Annotated in this window: 14 protein-coding genes and 1 pseudogene; 9 read left to right on the forward strand and 6 right to left on the reverse strand. The window is 69.8% G+C overall.

Features of this window, described 5'->3' with window-relative positions; translation table 11 throughout:
- Positions 1-1,458 carry a flavin-containing monooxygenase gene (locus tag ACSQ2H_RS07740; protein ID WP_436060862.1) on the reverse strand — a complete coding sequence of 486 codons (1,458 nt, stop codon included), beginning with the start codon at positions 1,456-1,458 and terminating at the stop codon, positions 1-3.
- Between the two features lie 203 nt (positions 1,459-1,661).
- On the opposite strand from ACSQ2H_RS07740, the gene ACSQ2H_RS07745 reads away from it, so the two are divergent.
- The 6 genes and pseudogenes from ACSQ2H_RS07745 to ACSQ2H_RS07770 all read left to right on the forward strand — a co-directional run bounded on the left by ACSQ2H_RS07745 (position 1,662) and on the right by ACSQ2H_RS07770 (position 7,241).
- Positions 1,662-2,252: a TetR/AcrR family transcriptional regulator gene (locus tag ACSQ2H_RS07745; protein ID WP_436060863.1), complete on the forward strand. Its 591-nt coding sequence runs from the start codon at positions 1,662-1,664 to the stop codon at positions 2,250-2,252.
- 314 nt (positions 2,253-2,566) lie between these two features.
- Positions 2,567-3,418, forward strand: a pseudogene (locus ACSQ2H_RS07750) (ABC transporter ATP-binding protein); the annotation flags it as partial.
- Positions 3,393-4,217: an ABC-2 family transporter protein gene (locus tag ACSQ2H_RS07755; RefSeq protein WP_436060864.1), complete on the forward strand. Its 825-nt coding sequence runs from the start codon at positions 3,393-3,395 to the stop codon at positions 4,215-4,217. The pseudogene ACSQ2H_RS07750 and the gene ACSQ2H_RS07755, both read left to right, overlap by 26 nt.
- Complete coding sequence (locus ACSQ2H_RS07760) at positions 4,217-4,993, forward strand: ABC-2 family transporter protein (RefSeq protein ID WP_436060865.1); 777 nt, start codon at positions 4,217-4,219, stop codon at positions 4,991-4,993. The genes ACSQ2H_RS07755 and ACSQ2H_RS07760 overlap by 1 nt, the downstream gene beginning before the upstream one ends.
- Before the next feature lie 30 nt (positions 4,994-5,023).
- The gene (locus ACSQ2H_RS07765) at positions 5,024-6,061 is read left to right on the forward strand and encodes an NAD(P)/FAD-dependent oxidoreductase (protein ID WP_436060866.1); all 1,038 of its coding nucleotides are present in this window, start codon (positions 5,024-5,026) and stop codon (positions 6,059-6,061) included.
- A 10-nt stretch (positions 6,062-6,071) separates the two neighbouring features.
- Complete coding sequence (locus ACSQ2H_RS07770) at positions 6,072-7,241, forward strand: acyl-CoA dehydrogenase family protein (RefSeq protein ID WP_436060867.1); 1,170 nt, start codon at positions 6,072-6,074, stop codon at positions 7,239-7,241.
- An 18-nt stretch (positions 7,242-7,259) separates the two neighbouring features.
- Here ACSQ2H_RS07770 and ACSQ2H_RS07775 read toward each other — a convergent pair whose 3' ends face one another.
- Together ACSQ2H_RS07775 and ACSQ2H_RS07780 are read right to left on the reverse strand one after the other, a co-directional pair.
- Positions 7,260-7,949 carry an energy transducer TonB gene (locus ACSQ2H_RS07775; RefSeq protein ID WP_436060868.1) on the reverse strand — a complete coding sequence of 230 codons (690 nt, stop codon included), beginning with the start codon at positions 7,947-7,949 and terminating at the stop codon, positions 7,260-7,262.
- 130 nt (positions 7,950-8,079) lie between these two features.
- A complete protein-coding gene (locus ACSQ2H_RS07780; RefSeq protein WP_436060869.1) occupies positions 8,080-8,901 on the reverse strand; it encodes an aldo/keto reductase in 822 nt (273 codons plus the stop codon).
- 120 nt (positions 8,902-9,021) lie between these two features.
- On the opposite strand from ACSQ2H_RS07780, the gene ACSQ2H_RS07785 reads away from it, so the two are divergent.
- A complete protein-coding gene (locus tag ACSQ2H_RS07785; protein WP_436060870.1) occupies positions 9,022-9,846 on the forward strand; it encodes a transglycosylase SLT domain-containing protein in 825 nt (274 codons plus the stop codon).
- Between the two features lie 8 nt (positions 9,847-9,854).
- Here the strand turns inward: ACSQ2H_RS07785 and ACSQ2H_RS07790 are convergent, their stop codons facing one another.
- Both ACSQ2H_RS07790 and ACSQ2H_RS07795 read right to left on the reverse strand, forming a co-directional pair.
- Positions 9,855-11,051, reverse strand: coding sequence for a CaiB/BaiF CoA transferase family protein (locus ACSQ2H_RS07790; RefSeq protein WP_436060871.1), 1,197 nt, complete (start codon positions 11,049-11,051; stop codon positions 9,855-9,857).
- A gap of 89 nt (positions 11,052-11,140) precedes the next feature.
- Positions 11,141-12,946, reverse strand: coding sequence for a hybrid sensor histidine kinase/response regulator (locus tag ACSQ2H_RS07795; RefSeq protein WP_436060872.1), 1,806 nt, complete (start codon positions 12,944-12,946; stop codon positions 11,141-11,143).
- 159 nt (positions 12,947-13,105) lie between these two features.
- Here ACSQ2H_RS07795 and ACSQ2H_RS07800 point away from each other — a divergent pair, with 159 nt between their 5' ends.
- Positions 13,106-14,269, forward strand: coding sequence for a DUF2336 domain-containing protein (locus ACSQ2H_RS07800; RefSeq protein WP_436060873.1), 1,164 nt, complete (start codon positions 13,106-13,108; stop codon positions 14,267-14,269).
- 46 nt (positions 14,270-14,315) lie between these two features.
- Positions 14,316-15,098 (forward strand): NUDIX hydrolase, encoded by a 783-nt coding sequence (locus ACSQ2H_RS07805; RefSeq protein ID WP_436063555.1) that lies wholly within the window; start codon positions 14,316-14,318, stop codon positions 15,096-15,098.
- A 3-nt stretch (positions 15,099-15,101) separates the two neighbouring features.
- On the opposite strand, the gene ACSQ2H_RS07810 is transcribed toward ACSQ2H_RS07805, so the two are convergent.
- Entirely contained in the window at positions 15,102-15,572 is a 471-nt protein-coding gene (locus ACSQ2H_RS07810) for an Hpt domain-containing protein (protein WP_436060874.1), read from the reverse strand.
- Positions 15,573-15,608 lie beyond the last annotated feature (36 nt).

The following is a 15,608-nucleotide window of genomic DNA, read 5'->3' on the forward strand; positions in this document are numbered from 1 at the left end:
TTACTCGGCCGGTTCGGCGGCGCGCGCCGGCTCATAGGCGGCCAGGTCGAAGCGGCCGACCGCCTCGGCGTAGGCCTGGGCCGAGCCTGGCCAGTTGTTGAGGATCTTGCCCTCCGGGGTCTTGTACCAGCTGGTGCAGGACCCCGCCCACGGGGTGTGGGCGAGCTCGGCCTGGATCTTGTCGTTGTAGGCGGACTGGGCCTGCTGGTTGACGCTGAGCGGGCGGTCTTGCGCCAAGGCCTGCAGCACATACCCGACCTGGGCCTCGATCATGTAGATGATCGAGTTGTGACCGAGGTTCGTGTTTGGGCCGTAGAGCATGAAAAGATTGGGGAAACCGGCGACGGCGATCCCCAGATAGGCCTCCGGTCCGGACGCCCAGGCCTGCGCCAGCGTGACGCCGGCCTGGCCGCTGATCGCGGTCTCGCCGGCGAAGGACTTGGTTTCGAAGCCGGTGGCGTAGATCACCACGTCGACCTCGTGCAGGCGGCCGGTCGCATCGACGACGCCCTGCGGCGTCATGCGGGCGATGGCGTCGACGACCAATTCGACGTTCGGCCGGGTCAGGGCCGGGTAGAAGTCGTTGGAGATCAGCACCCGCTTGCAGCCGACCTCGTAGTCGGGCGTCAGCCTGGCGCGCAGCTCGGCGTCGGCGACCTGGGCGTGCAGGTGCGCCAGCGGGATCGGGACCTCCTCGACCGGCGCGGTCCCGTTGCGCTTGGCGATCAGCCGGTCCTCGGCCATGTGGAAGATGTCGCTGCGGACCTTTTCCATCAGCTCCGGGCGGGCGCGGAACTGGGCCTTTTCCTCGTCGGTGTAAGGCCGGTTCATGCGCGGCACGATCCAGTTCGGCGAGCGCTGGAACAGCGTCAGCTGTCCGGCGACCTTGGCGACTTCCGGTACGAACTGGATGGCGCTGGCGCCGTTGCCGATCACCGCAACCCGCTTGCCGGCCAGATCGACCGAGGCGTCCCAATGGGCGGAATGGAAGGCTGGTCCGGCGAAGCTCTCGCGGCCCTCGATCGGCGGCAGCTTGGGACGGTTGAGCTGGCCCCAGGCGGTGACGAAGGCCTCGGCGGTCAGGCTGGAGCCGTCCGCAAGCGAGATTGACCAATGCCCGGCCGCCTCGTCCCACGTCGCGCCCGCTACTTCGGCGCCGAAACGGATGTGGCCGGCGAGGTCGTGCTGCTCAACGACGCCTTCGATGTAGGCGAGAATGTCGGGCTGGGCGGAGTAGACTTCGGGCCAATCGGGGTTCGGCGCGAAGGAGTACGAGTAGAGGTGGCTGGGGATGTCGCAACCGGCGCCGGGATAGACGTTTTCACGCCAGGTGCCGCCGACTCGATCGGCTTTTTCGAGGATGAGGAATGACGATTCGCCCTGAGCCTTGAGTCGCAAACCCATGCAGAGGCCAGCGAAGCCAGCGCCTAGAATGGCGACCTTCACGTCCGCGGCCATCGTCTACTCCCCACGAAAATTCTTGTATGCGTGACGCTAGCGGGGGGCGGCTGGGTGATCAACGCTCACTTTGTCGCTCACAGGCGCACGGCGGCCTCGACAAGCCGGGACGAGCTTGAGAACATCGTTCGGATAGGGAGGACGCCAATGCCACGCCGCGCCAGCGCGCATTCGATTTCGTACGCCCCGGCGGGAGCGGCGTGATGGTCTGGACCGATCAAGGCGCCCGGCGCCGTCCGTACCATGTCGGCAATCTGCGAACCCTGCTGTTGGATGAAGCGCGTGCGCTGCTGGAGGCGGGCGGGCGCTCGGAGCTGAACCTGCGGGCGTTGGCCGGCAGGGCCGGGATCGCGGCGGGATCGGTGTATCACCACTACGCGTCCAAGGCCGCGCTGCTGGCCGGGCTCGCGGCGATGGGGTTTCGCGAGCTGGAGGTCAGCCTGCGTGAGGCCGGAGCCCATGCCGAGACCACGCCGATCCGCATGACGGCGCTGGCCTATTTCGATTTCGCCCGCGCCCAGCCGGCGCTCTACGAGCTGATGTTCGACGCCGCCCTGATCGCTGAGGGCGATGTGGCCGAGGCCCGCGACAGCGCCTTCGCGGTGCTGGAAGAGGTGATCTCAGGCGCGCCGAGCCAGCAGGGCGTCGATCCGGCCATCATCCACAAGGTCGCCCTGGCGGTCTGGGCCTGCGGCCATGGCGCGGCCGCGCTGACCCAGGCCGACGAGAGCGGGGACTCGACCCTGATGGAGGACGTGATCCAGGGCCTCGAGGCGCTGTTTCGTCCGCGCTAGTTGCATTGCGCGAAAGCTCGACTTACACCTACCCGCGTTCCGCGAACGTGTTCGCGGCGGATCGGATTTGAACGCAATGGCCGGCAAGGCTTCGAACATGCCGAATTACCAAGGGCTCGCTTACCCGCGCCCGACGTACTTCGCATGCCCGCACCTTGCCTCCCAGACCCGCCATCCGAGCCCCGCCCATGTCGACCACGCCCGCCATCACCGTCCGGAACCTCTGCAAGCGCTATAGCTACGCCAAGCGCGGCCGCGGGCTGGCCGGCGCGTTTTCGTCCCAGCAGGTGACCATCGAGGCCGTGGCCGGGGTGTCGTTCGACATCGCGCCGGGCGAGCGCGTGGCGATCATCGGGCCGAACGGCGCGGGCAAGTCGACCACCCTCAAGATGCTGTCGGGCATTCTGGAGCCGACGAGCGGGCAGGCGCAGGTGCTGGGGCTGGTCCCCTGGCGCCAGCGCAAGGCGCTGGCCTACCGGATCGGCGTGGTGTTCGGGCAGCGGTCCCAATTGTGGGGCGAGCTGCCGGCGCGGGACTCCTTTGCGCTGCTGGCGAAAATCTACGACCAGGACGAGGCGACGGCGCGCCGGCGGCTCGGCGAGCTCTCGGAGCGCTTCGCCCTGGCGGAGCTGATGGACCAGCCGGTCAACCGCATGTCGCTCGGTCAGCGGATGCGTTGCGAGATCACCGCCAGCTTGCTGCATGGGCCGGAGCTGCTGTTCCTCGACGAGCCGACCATCGGCCTGGACGTGACCGCCAAGGCCGCGATCCGCGACTTCGTGCGCGAGCACGCCCGCGACCACGGGCTGACCGTGGCGCTGACTTCGCACGATACCCGCGACATCGAGCTTGTCTGCGAGCGGGTGATCGTCGTCGGCGAGGGCCGGATCGTCGTCGACCAGTCGACGGATCAGCTGCGCCGCCGGTTCCTGGGCCGCAAGGTCGTGACGCTGCAGTCAGCGAGCGCGGAGGTTTGCCTGGACCTGCCGGGCGTCATCCGTCGTTCGACGGCTGCGCACACCACGGTGCTGGAGGTCGACACCCGCGTCACCCGCGTCGAACAGGTGATCGCCGCGGCCCTGGCCAAGGGCGGCATCGAGGACGTGACCATCGAGGACCCTCCGATGGAGGAGGTGATCCATGACATCTACTCTGGCGGTCGTTGAGGCCCGGCGCGGCGCGAGCGCGGCCTGGGCGGCGCTGCGGGTCGGGGCAGGCGAGACGCTGGCGGCCTGGCCGGTGCTGGCCGGGCGCTGCGTGTTCTTCGTGATCCTGCTGCTGGTGCTGTCGGCGCTGTGGGACAAGGTCGCGGCCGAGCAACTGCCCGGCACGCTGGCCTATGCGCTGCCGGCGGGCGGGCTGGCGCTCTACATCGGGGCGACCGAGTGGGTGACGCTGTCGCTGCCGGCCACCCACCTGCGGCTCGAAGACGACATCCGCTCGGGCGGGCTGGAGCCGCATCTGCTGCGGCCCAAGTCGTACCTGATCCAGGTGTTGAGCCAGAACCTGGGCGCGGCCTTCGTGCGGCTGGCGGCCCTGGGGATCACGGCGCTGGCGCTGCTGGCGGCGTCGGGCCGCGCGTGGCCGCCGGCCGAGGCGTTTCCCCGGCTGCTGGTGCTGGGCGTGTTGGGCGTCGTCGTTGGGGTGCTGCTCTACGCCCTGGCCGGGCTGATGGCGTTCTGGGCGCGGCGAGTGCTGCCGTTCCAGCTGGTGATCCAGAAGCTGATGTTCCTGCTGGGCGGGCTCTATGCGCCGGTGACGCTCTATCCGCCGCTGATGGAAGCGATCGCCAAGGCCTCGCCCTTCGCCGCGCATCTCTACTGGCCGGCGGCGATGACCATGGCGCCTGAGCTGTTCCTGATCGGGCTGGGCTGGCAGCTGCTGTGGATCGGCGTGCTGAGCGCGGCCTGCCTGGCGATCTGGCGCGCGGGCCTCGCCAAGGTGCTGCGGCGGGGAGGGGTATGATGCGTTTCCTGCGCCTCTACGCCGCCGAGGCCGCGGCTTCGGTGCGGATGTCGTTCGCCGACAAGGCCAACTTCGCGCTCCAGGTCGGCGGCATGATCGTCAACGACCTGGTGTTCCTGACCCTGTGGGCGTTGTTCTTCGCCGGCTTTCGCAGCGTCGGCGGCTGGGGCATGGCCGATGTCGCCCTGCTGCTGGGGCTGATGATGTGCATCGTCGGCCTGGCAGGAGCGCTAGCCGGCGGCTACCGCGACATGGCCGGGTCTATCGTCCGCGGCGAGCTGGACGGCCTGCTCACCCAGCCGGCGGGCCTGATCGCGCGGCTGCTGGCCCGCGAAAGCATCGCCACCGCCTGGGGTGACCTGGTTTGCGGCGTCGCGGTCCTGCTGCTGTTCGCGCAGGTACGCTGGGAACAGCTGCCGTTGCTGCTCCTGGCCGTCGCGGCCGGGGGCACGGTCTATGTCTCGGCTGCGATTTCGTTCGCCAGCCTGGCGTTCTGGGCGGCCGGGGCGCGCAGCTTCGCCCGCGACCTGACCGACTTCACGCTGCTGTTCTCCAGCTATCCGGGATCGATCCATCAGGGCCTGGTGAAGGTCGCCGCCTATACGGTGCTGCCGGCGGCGTTCGTGGTGCTGGCCCCGGTGAAGATGCTGCGCGAGCCGAGCCTCGGAGCCGTGACGATCGTGGTCGCCTCGGCGCTGGGCTATGGCGCCCTTGCTGCGGGCCTGTTCCACCTTGGCCTGCGGCGCTATCGGCGCGGGGCGTCGCCCGGGACTTGATTTTGAGCGCGAAGCCCGCTCGTTAGGCCCATGAGCAAAGGCCCCAAGATCACCGTGGCCGGGGCCGGCGCGCTGGGCCTGACCACCGCCCTGGCCCTGGCCGACGCGGGCGCGCGCGTCACCGTGTTCGATGCGGCGCAGCCGGGAGACAACGCCTCGGGCGTGGCGGCCGGGATGCTGGCGCCGGCGTTCGAGGCGGTGCTGGATCCCAGCGCCACGCCGCACTTTTCCCTGCTGATGGCCGCGCGAAACCTGTGGCCGGCGCTGGAGGCGCGGATCGGCCTGACAGTCGATCGCGCCGGGGCGGTGGCGGTCGGCGACGACGATTTTCTGGCCGGCATCGATGGCGCGCTCCGTGGGCTGGGCCTGCATCCGACCGAGCTCGAGCGCGGTGCGTTGGCGGGCCTGGCCCCTGATCTGGCGGACGGCTGGCGGCGCGGTCTGCTGGTGCGCGAGGACTGGCGGATCGAGGCCGGCGCGGCGCTGGCGGCGCTGCGCCGGGCGGCGGCCGAAGCAGGTGTCGAGTTTCACCAGCAGGCGGCCACCGGCTTCGAGGGCGGCGAGCGGCTGGTGATCGCCACCGGCGCGGGCCGCGACCTGGCGGTCGTGGCGCCGGAGCTGTCACATGTCTCGCCGATCAAGGGGCACATCCTGCGCACCCGTGATCGGGCCTATCGCGGCGTGGTCGTGCGCGGGCAGGGGGCCTATGTCACCGGCGCGCCGGGCGGGCTGACGATCGGGGCGACGATGGAGGCGGGCCTGGGCGACCGCGCGGTCGAGCCCGCCAAGGTCGAGCCGCTGAAGGCCGCGGGCGTGCGGCTGTTCCCGCACCTGGCCGGGGCGAGTTTCGCGGCCGAGACAGGCGTGCGCGGGGCGACGCCTGACGGCCTGCCGATGGTCGGGCGGGGAAGGCACCAGGACGTGCTGCTGGCCGTGGGCGCGCGGCGCAACGGCTGGCTGCTGGCCCCGCTGGTCGCCCGGCTGATCGTGGCTTGCGTGACGGAAGGGGAAGCTGGTCCCTTTGCCGAAGCCATGAGTCCGGCGAGGTTCGACGCGCCGGCGAAGTAGGGAGAGATCGATGAGCGGCTTCTGGTTGAGCGAGGAACAGGAAGCCATCGTCGAGAGCGTGGGCCGGCTCTGCGCCCAGTTCGACGCCGACTACTGGCGCCAGACCGACGAGACCGGTGATTTTCCCGAGGCGTTCGTGGCCGCCATGGCGGCCGGCGGCTGGCTGGGCACGGCGATGCCGGCGGAGCTGGGCGGGGCGGGCCTGGGGCTGACCGAGGCGGCGCTGGTCATGCAGGCGGTGACGCAGTCAGGCGCGGGGTTTTCCGGCGCGAGCGCCATGCACCTGAACATCTTCGGACCGATGCCTATCGTCAGGTATGGCAGCGAGGAGCTCAGGAACCGGGCGATACCGCGGCTGATGTCCGGCGAGGACAAGATCTGCATCGGCATCACTGAGCCGGATTCCGGCCTCGACACCACCAGCCTGACCACGCGCGCGGTGCGCACCAACGACGGCTATGTCATCTCGGGCCGCAAGGTGTGGACCACCATGGCCCAGCGCGCCAACAAGATGCTGATTATTGCGCGGACCACGCCGAAGGATCAGGTGAAGAAGGCCACCGAGGGCCTGAGCCTGTTCTACACCGACTTCGACCGTTCGAAGATCAGCGCCACGGTGATCCCGAAGATGGGCCGCAAGGCGGTCGAGTCGAACAGCGTGTTCATCGACAACCTCGAGGTCCCGGCCGGCGACCTGATCGGCGAGGAGGGGCGCGGGTTCTACTATCTGCTGGACGGGCTCAACCCCGAGCGGGTGCTGTTCGCGGCCGAAGCCGTGGGGCTGGGCCGCGCGGCGCTGGCGAAGGCCTCGAACTACGCCAAGGAGCGCGTCGTGTTCGGCCGGCCGATCGGCCAGAACCAGGGCGTCGCCCATCCCCTGGCCAAGTCCTGGGCCGAGTTGGAGGCCGCCAACCTGATGGCGTTCAAGGCCGCGGCGCTGTTCGACGCCGGCCGCGAGTGCGGGGCCGAGGCCAATGCGGCGAAGTACCTGGGCGGCGAGGCGGGCTTCCATGCCTGCGAGGCCGCGGTGCTGGCCCATGGCGGCATGGGCTACGCCAAGGAGTTCGACGTCGAGCGCTACTTCCGTGAGGCGATGATCGCGCGGATCGCGCCGATCAGCCGTGAAATGGTGATGAACTACATCGCCGAGCGGGTGCTCGGCCTGCCCAAGAGCTACTGAGCAGGCCGAGGCCGAGTCCTATCCGCCGAGGTTGAAGCGGATGGGGATCTGCACCGTGCCGCCCTCCACCGGCTGGCCGTCGCGGGTCATCGGGCTCATCCGGAAGTAGGGGGCGAGCTTGAGGGCCGCGCGCCCGAAGCCTTCGTCGGCCGGCGACTCCCGGGCGATCGAACAGCCGCTGAGCGAGCCGGCGGCGCTGACTTGGCAGGAGATCGTCGCCGTGCCGCCAACGCCGCGCCGCTGGGCGGAGTCCGGATAGAAGCGGGCGAACTCAGACGCGCCGGGGCGCTTGAGCCAGTTGGGCGCCACGATCACGGCCGGGGGCGCGGGTGTCGGCGGCGCCGGCGGAGCGAGCGTCGTGACCGGTTCCGTCGGCGGGGGCGACGGCGTCGGGGCCATCGGGATCGGCGGCGGCGGCGTGAACGGCAGGTCGAGGGTGACCGGCGGACGCGGTGAGACGCTGCGCTCGGGCTGCTGGATCACCGGCTTGGCCGGCGGGGGCGGCGGCGTCCAGGTCTGGACGTTGATGATCGGGCCTTCCGGCAGCGCCTCGGGCTCGGGCGGCGTCCAGGTCTTGACGGCGAGATAGGCGGCCAGGCCGCCGTGGACGATCACGGACAGGGCGATGGCCGCTGTAACGGCCGGAGATCGGCCGGAACGAGGCTTCGACGGGCCGAGCACGACCGGCATGAACTGACGGATGACCATTGGCGACCTCCCTTTGTTTTTCGTCGCTGAAACAAAGGGTCGCGCCGCGATCGTGTCTGAAGCTTGGCCGTGGAGAAGCGCAAAGGCGGCGGGGCGGTGACCAAGTGGCGCCGCCCCGCCGCCGCCTGAGTCAGCCGAACTTCACCGGGTCCGGGCCGATGCGGCCGTCGGGGCTGTCGAGGGTGGCGAAGGCGGCCATGTCCTCGGCGTCGAGGGCGAAGTCGAAGACGGCGAAGTTCTGGCGCAGGCGGTCGGGATTGGCCGACTTCGGAATCACCAGGAAGCCGTTGTCGAGGTGCCAGCGGATGATCGCCTGGGCCGGGGTCTTGCCGTGCTTGGCGGCGATCTTGCCGATCACCGGATCCTCCAGGACCTTGCCCTGGCCGAGCGGGCTCCAGCACTCGGTGACCACGCCCAGTTCCTGGTGGGCGACGCGCAGGGCGGTCTGCTGGAAGCGCGGGTGCAGTTCGACCTGGTTCACGGCGGGCGCGACGCCCGTCTCGCCCACGATGCGGCGCAGGTTTTCGGCCGTGAAGTTCGAGACGCCAATGGACTTGGTGCGGCCTTCCTCCTTCAAGCGGACCAGCGCCTTCCAGCTCTCGACATAGAGGTCCTGGCTCGGGCAGGGCCAGTGGATGAGGTAGAGATCGACGCTGTCGCGGCCGAGACGCTGGAGCGACTTGTCGAAGGCCTTGAGGGCGCGGTCATAGCCCTGGCTCTCGTTCCAGAGCTTGGTGGTCAGGGCCACCTCGCCGCCGGCCGCGGCGCGTTTGAGCCCTTCGCCGACGCCCTTTTCGTTCTGGTAGATGGCCGCGGTGTCGACGTGGCGGTAGCCGGCGTCGACCGCGGCCTGGACGATGACGGCGGCTTCGTCGTCGGGCACCTGCCAGACGCCAAGACCGAGTTGGGGCAGCGCCGCCCCGTCGTTGAAGGTGAGCAGCGGCTGGGTCATCGGCGGTCCTCGCGGAAGATGGGAAGCGCAAGATCGGGAGCCGCCTCGTCTGACGCAAGCGGTCCTGGCCAAAGAACATGGTTAGCGACGCGTTAACCATGTCGGGGCACATCTGGCCCCATGGCGATCGAGGGAATCAGGGGAGTTGTGGAGGCCGCGATCCAGCGGGCCTCGAACGCCACTGGCGTCGACTTCACCTTCCTCATGAAGACCGCCGCGCGCGAGAGCGGCTATAATCCGCGCGCCAAGGCCCCGACGTCCTCGGCCGCGGGCCTGTTCCAGTTCGTCGAACAGACCTGGCTGGCGACCCTCAAGCAGCATGGCGCGAAGTACGGCTATGCGCGCTATTCCGAGCTGATCACCAAGGGGGCGGACGGCCGCTATCGGGTGGCCGGCGCCGAGGCGCGCAAGGCGGTGATGGACCTGCGGATGGATCCGCATGCGGCGTCGCTGATGGCCGGGGAGCTGACCTCCGACCACGCCTCGTACCTCAAGGGCCGCGTCGGCCGCGCGCCGACGGCGGGCGAGCTCTACGCCGCTCACTTTCTGGGCCCGCAGGGCTCGGCGCGGCTGATCGAGGCGGTGCGCACCCAGCCGGGTGCGAGCGCGGCGGCGATGTTTCCGGATGCGGCCGGCGCGAACCGCTCGATCTTCTATCGCGACGGCCGCCCGGCGACGGTGTCCGAAGTCTATGCGAACCTGACCAAGGGCGCGCACGGTCCGGCCCCGACCGCGCCGCGCCAGCCCGCGCCCGACACCAATTTCGTGCAGTACGCCTCGGCGCGTCAGCAGCAGCTGCAGGCGAGCCAGGACGCGATGGTCGACCTGATCCTGCGCGGGACCAAGTCCGACGACGACGCTAGCGCCGGCCAGCGGATGACTGGATCGCTGTTCACCAGCGAGATGCTGCGGGTGCTGTCCGAGGCCCGCGACAAGGCCAGCTAGAGCAGGCGCTAGGCGGCGGCCCCGGCGTTGAGCATGGCGTCGATCTGCGCACCGGAATAGCCGAGCTCAGTCAGGACCTCGCGGGTGTGCTGTCCCAGGCCAGGAGCCGGCGGGCGGCGGTCGAGATCTGCGCCCGGGAAGCGGGCCGGCGCGGCCGGCGAGCGATAGGTCCCGCCCTGACCATCTTCCAGATCGACGAAGGCCCCGGCGGCCGCGGCCTGCGGATCGGCGGCGACCTCGGCGGGCGTCTGCACGGGCGCCCAGACCAGATCGGCTTCGTCCAGGCGGCGGGCGATCTCCTCGAAGTCGAGCTGGCTGAAGGCGGCGTCGAACTGCTCGACCAGGGCGGCGCTGTTCTGCCGGCGCACGCGGCCGGAGGCGAAGCGTTCGTCGGTCGGCAGGTCGGGCCGCTCGAAGGTCTTGCAGAGCAGCTGCCAGTCGTTGCTGGCCCCGCGGGGGTTGAGCACGAACCAGTGGCCGTCGCGGCTGCGGTAGAAGTTGGCCAGTGGATCGAACGGGGCGCTGCGGGGACGATTGGAGGCGAGCTTGCCGAACGCCAGCTGCACGGCGAGGTCGGAGCTGACGGCGTAGATGCCCGTGGCCAGCAGCGAGGTCTGGACGACGCGCCCGACGCCGGTGCGTTGGCGCTCGACCACCGCCGCCAGGATCGCCGAGACGGTGGCTAGCGAGGTCATGTGGTCGCCGACGCCGGTGCGCAGGATGAACGGATCCGTGCCCTTGGGCGCGTGCATGTGGGCGACGCCGGCCCGCGACCAGAAGGCGGTGACGTCGAAGCCCGGCTTGGCGGCGTCGGGACCTTCCAGGCCATAGCCGGTGACCATGGTGTAGATCAGCCGCGGATTGGTCGCCCGCAGCGTCGCCTCGTCGAGGCCGGCGCGCTTGAGGGCGGCGGGGCGGACATTGGTCAGGAAGACGTCGGCCTGGGCGGCGAGGCGGGCGAGGGCGTCGCGGCCCTCCGGCTTGGAGATGTCGAGCACCACGGCGCGCTTGCCGCGGTTGTCGAGGCCGAAGGTCGGGTTGCCCGAAATGTCGCTCTTGGCGTCGCCGAAGACGTGGCGCATCGGGTCGCCTTCCGGCCGTTCGACCTTGATCACCTCCGCGCCCCAGTCGGCGAGAATGCCGGCCGCGCCGGGTGCGGCGATATAGGAGGCGAATTCGACGACCTTCAGACCCTGCAGCAGCACGCGCGCCTCCCTTGTTGTTGGGGGCATCTTGGCGGGGGCGAGGCTCAGTCTCAAGGGCGCCCGGGCGTCAGCCCGGTCCACTCGACGTCCTAGGCGACGGAGCGCGCGGGCTGGGCAACGCGGTCGATGGAGACGGCGTCGGCCACGGCGCGGGCCACCGCCGCGACGCTGACCGGCTTGCGCAGCACGACGTCGGCGCCGGCCTGCGAGCATTCCTGGGCTTCGTCGGCGTCGCCGCCGATGACCGCGACAATCGGCACCCCGGCGTTGTCGCCCTCGAGCTCTCGGATCGCGGCGATCGCTGCAGGCCCGTCGAGGTTGGGCATCCGGCCGTCGATCATCAGCAGGTCGAACTCGCAGACCCGCGCCAGGTCGAGGGCGCGCTGGCCATCGACGGCGTGGACGACCTGGTGGCCCAGCTGTTCGACCACCGCGCGCAGCATGGCGGCGTTGAGGGCGTCGTCCTCGGCGATGAGGACGCGCATGCGCTGACGGGCCTCAGGAAGGATGGCGGCCAGTTCGACCGGCGCCTCCAGTTCCCGTTCGGGTTGGGCGCCAGCGTCGAAGGGCAGCTCAAGGCGGAAGCAGGAGCCGACGCCGACGGCGCTGTGGGCCGACAGTTCGCCGCCCATCAGGCGGGCCAGCTGGCGCGAGAGCGAGAGGCCGAGCCCTGCGCCGGACGTGCCGGCGCTGGTGCGGGCGATGCGATTGAAGGGCTCGAACGCCTGCTCGAGCTCTTCCTTGGCCAGGCCAGGACCCGTGTCGGCGATCTCAATCGAGAGGCGGCCGGGCGCGGCGAGCTCGACGCGGGCCTCGACGCGGCCGCGGACCGTGAACTTTAGGGCGTTGCCGAGCAGGTTGGCGAGGATCTGACGGGCGCGATGAGCATCGGCGACGGTCGCGCCGCTCCCCATCACCGCCAGCTCGGAGGCGACGTGGAGCGAGAGCTCCAGCCCGCGGGAGGCGGCGTTGGGGCGGTTGAGGATCACCAGGTCGCGGATCAGGGCCACGGCGTCGAAGGCATGGGTGTCGACTTCCAGGCGGCCGGCCTCGGCTGTCTCGGAGTCGAGCGTGGTGTTGAGCACCGAGATCAGGTCGTTGGCGGCGTCGAGGGCGGCCGACAGTTGTTCGCGCGACGGTGCGCTGCGGCCGTTGTGGCCGACGGCCGAGGCGAGCACGTGGGCCACGCCGGTCAGGCCGTTGCGGATTTCATGGCTGAGGGTGGCGACCAGATCTGACTTCGACTGCGCGAGTTGGCGAGCCTGGTCCATGCGCAGGTCGCGGTCGGCGATCAGCACCTCGCGCTCGGCGGCCAGCGCGAATTGGCGGCGCAGGATGCGGTTGAGGATCAGGGCCAAGGCGAGGGCCAGGGCGATGCCGCCCCAGGCCAGGTTCGCCATCGTGCGGTCGGCCGGATTGCGCAGCAGGAAATAGAGCGGTCCTGCGGCGGTGGCCGAGCCGACGATCAGCAGGCTGGGCAGCCAGGGCGCGGTGAAGAAGATGACGATGACGGCGGCGGCCACCGAGATGAGCATCAGCTCGCCGCGGACCGGACCAGCCCCGTCGCCGAACGCCGCCATCTGGGCCACGGCCGCGGCCCAGATCAGGCCGCAGAAGATGTGAATCTGGCCGCGCTTGCGCAGGTCGTTAAGAGCCTGCGGCTCCTTCAGCCAGTTCACCGCGGCGTAGAACACGCCCCAGGCGATGGCGAAGATCGCGAAGGTGCCGGTCATCCAGACGGCGTTGCTGGCGTAGGATCCGGCCCAGACTAGCAGAGGCAGGCTGACCGCGAACACGGCCAGGGCGTACGGCAGAAGGGATGTCTGGGTTTCGAGGGCCTGCTGGGTGACCGATGACCCGCCTCGGGTCTTGGTTTTATCGGTCTCGACCAGCATGAATCGGGTTCCTCGGCGACAGGTGGAACCATATCGCGGCAGGGTTCGCGATCAGTTACGCGGCAGGGTAAATCCACAGCCAAGCGGGCAACTGTTCGTTAAGCTTAACCTTAGATTATCCTTTTGGCGGGGGTTGAGGCCCCCATCGGGGGCAGGGTTATGGCGACGACGCGGGCGGCGCTGACGGACGAGGACATCCGCACGCTGGTCAAGGGCGCGACGCCGGACGAGCGTGCCTTCGCAGCCCGCAAAATCTGCCGTCGGCTCGACGCGGCGGTGCTCAGCGACGAGGACCGCGCGCACGCCCAGGAAATCCTGCGGGTGATGGCGCATGACGCCGCCGAGATGGTGCGCGAGGCGCTGTCGGTGACCTTGAAGAGTTCGCCGCTGGTTCCGCATGACGTGGCGGTGCGGCTGGCCGAGGACGTGGAGCGGATCTGCATGCCGATCCTCGGCGCGTCGCCGGTGTTCACCGACGCCGACCTGGTGGAGATCGTGCGGATCGGCGGCCCGTTGCGGCAGCTCGCAGTGGCCAAGCGCCCGCAGGTGTCGAAAGCCGTCACGCAGGCGATCGTCGAGCACGGCGAGGAGGTCGCGGTCGAGGCGGCCTGCGCCAACGACAACGCCCAGTTCGCCGACGAGACGCTGGACGCGGCGGTGACCCGTTTCGAACGTTCGGAGCAGGTGCTGGCGGCGATGGCCTACCGCAACGCCCTGCCGCTGTCGGTCACGGAAAAGCTGGTCGGTCTGGTGGGCGAGCAGGTGCGCGACCACTTGCTGAACCGACACGAGATTTCGGCCGAGCTGGCGCTGGAGATCGCCATGGGCGCGCAGGAGCGCGCCACCGTCGACCTCGTCGATCAGGCTGGCCGCACGAGCGACGTGAAGGCCTTTGTCGGCCACCTGCGACAGCACGACCGGCTGACCGCCTCGCTGCTGTTGCGTGCCCTCGCCCAGGGGCACATGACCTTCCTGGAGTGGGGGCTGGCCGAACTGGCCAGCGTGCCGCATCACCGGACCTGGCTGATGATCCACGACGCCGGGCCGCTGGGCCTGAAGGCGATTTACGACCGGGCCGGGATGCCGGCGCGGCTCTATGGCGCGTTCCGGGCCGGGGTCGACACCTATCACTCGATGGAGTTCGACGGCGGTGCGCGGGACCGCGAACGCTTCCAGGAGCGGATGCTGCAGCGGTTCCTGACCCAGGTCGACATCGCCAGCCGCGAGGATTCCGACTACCTGCTCGACAAGATGGACCGGCTGTCGGCGGACGCCCGGGCGGCCTATCGGGCCGAGTCGCAGGGGCGGCAGGTCAGCGCCTGAAGCTGCCCTAGGGTCACACTTGCGCCCCGGGGGCGAGGCTCCCAAGCTGGCCTCCATGACATCGCCAGACATCAAGCCGGCCGCGACGATTCTGCTGCTGCGCGACGCGCCGACCTTCGAAGTGCTGATGGTCAAGCGCCATCACCAGATCGACTTCGCGTCCGGGGCGCTGGTGTTCCCGGGCGGCAAGAGCCACGCCGGCGACCATGACGACGCCTGGGCCGAACGGGCGCTGGGCTGGGCGGACTTCGACGCCGAGCAACGCGGCCTGCGGATCGCGGCGATCCGCGAGGTGTTCGAGGAGGCCGGCATCCTGCTGGGGCGGCGCGCTGACGGCGGTCCGATCGGCGGGGAGGCGGCGCCGCTGGACGTGCGGCTGAAGGTCGATCGCGGGGAACTGGCCTTTCTTGACGTTGTGCGTGAGCTGGACGTGGTCATCGACTTGAATGCGTTGACGATTTTTGCGCGATGGATCACGCCGCCGCTGACCCCGAAGCGGTTCGACACCTGGTTCTATGTGGTGGACGCGCCGGACGACCAGGTGGCGGCCTGCGACGGTCGCGAGACGGTCGACGCTGAGTGGATCGCGCCGAGCGAAGTGCTGCGTCTGGCGCAGGCCGGCGAGCGCAAGGTGATCTTCCCGACCCGCATGAACGTGCAGTTGCTGGCCGAGGCTTCGAGCGCCGAGGACTGCGTGGCGCGAGCCAAGGGGCGGACCCTGGTGACGGTCGAGCCGCAAATCCAGGATCGCCCGGGCGGCAAGGTTCTGGTGCTGCCGCCGGACGCCGGCTACGGCGTGGTCGAGGAGCCGCTGGCGAACGTGATGTAGCGCTTAGGCCGCCGCGGCGACCTTGCGCTCCAGCTCTTCGATCAGGATGCGGCCGACGGGATGGTCGTCGGTCTTGATGCTGTCGCGGACCGCGGCCTTGATGGCGTCGATGTGGGCGTCGACGAGCGGTAGCGAGACGGTCAGACGCTTGTCCTTGTCGTCGATCAGCCGGCACAGCGAGGCGCCGATGCGGGTGATCAGCGGGAATTCGTAGGTGGTGCCCAGGCCTTTGAGGTCATGGGCGCGCAGATAGAGCGTCTCCATGGTCTCGGCTGTGACGCCGGCGTCGCGGACGAGCTGGCGGGCGGCGTCGAGCTTGATGACTTCTTCCGAAAGCCACTGGGCGAAGTTGCCGGAGAGGCTCCTAAGCGCCGCTTCGGCCTTGGCGATGGCGCTCGGATCGATCGCGCCGAACCGACCGCCGACCTTCAGACGCAGGCTGGGGGGCTGGATGACCGGGTTCTGCTGGCTCACTACGCGCCTCCTAGGACAACGTGGGGCACCCTAGAA

The organism is Phenylobacterium sp. LjRoot97, assembly GCF_964254345.1.
In the GTDB taxonomy this organism is placed as follows: Bacteria; Pseudomonadota; Alphaproteobacteria; order Caulobacterales; family Caulobacteraceae; genus Phenylobacterium.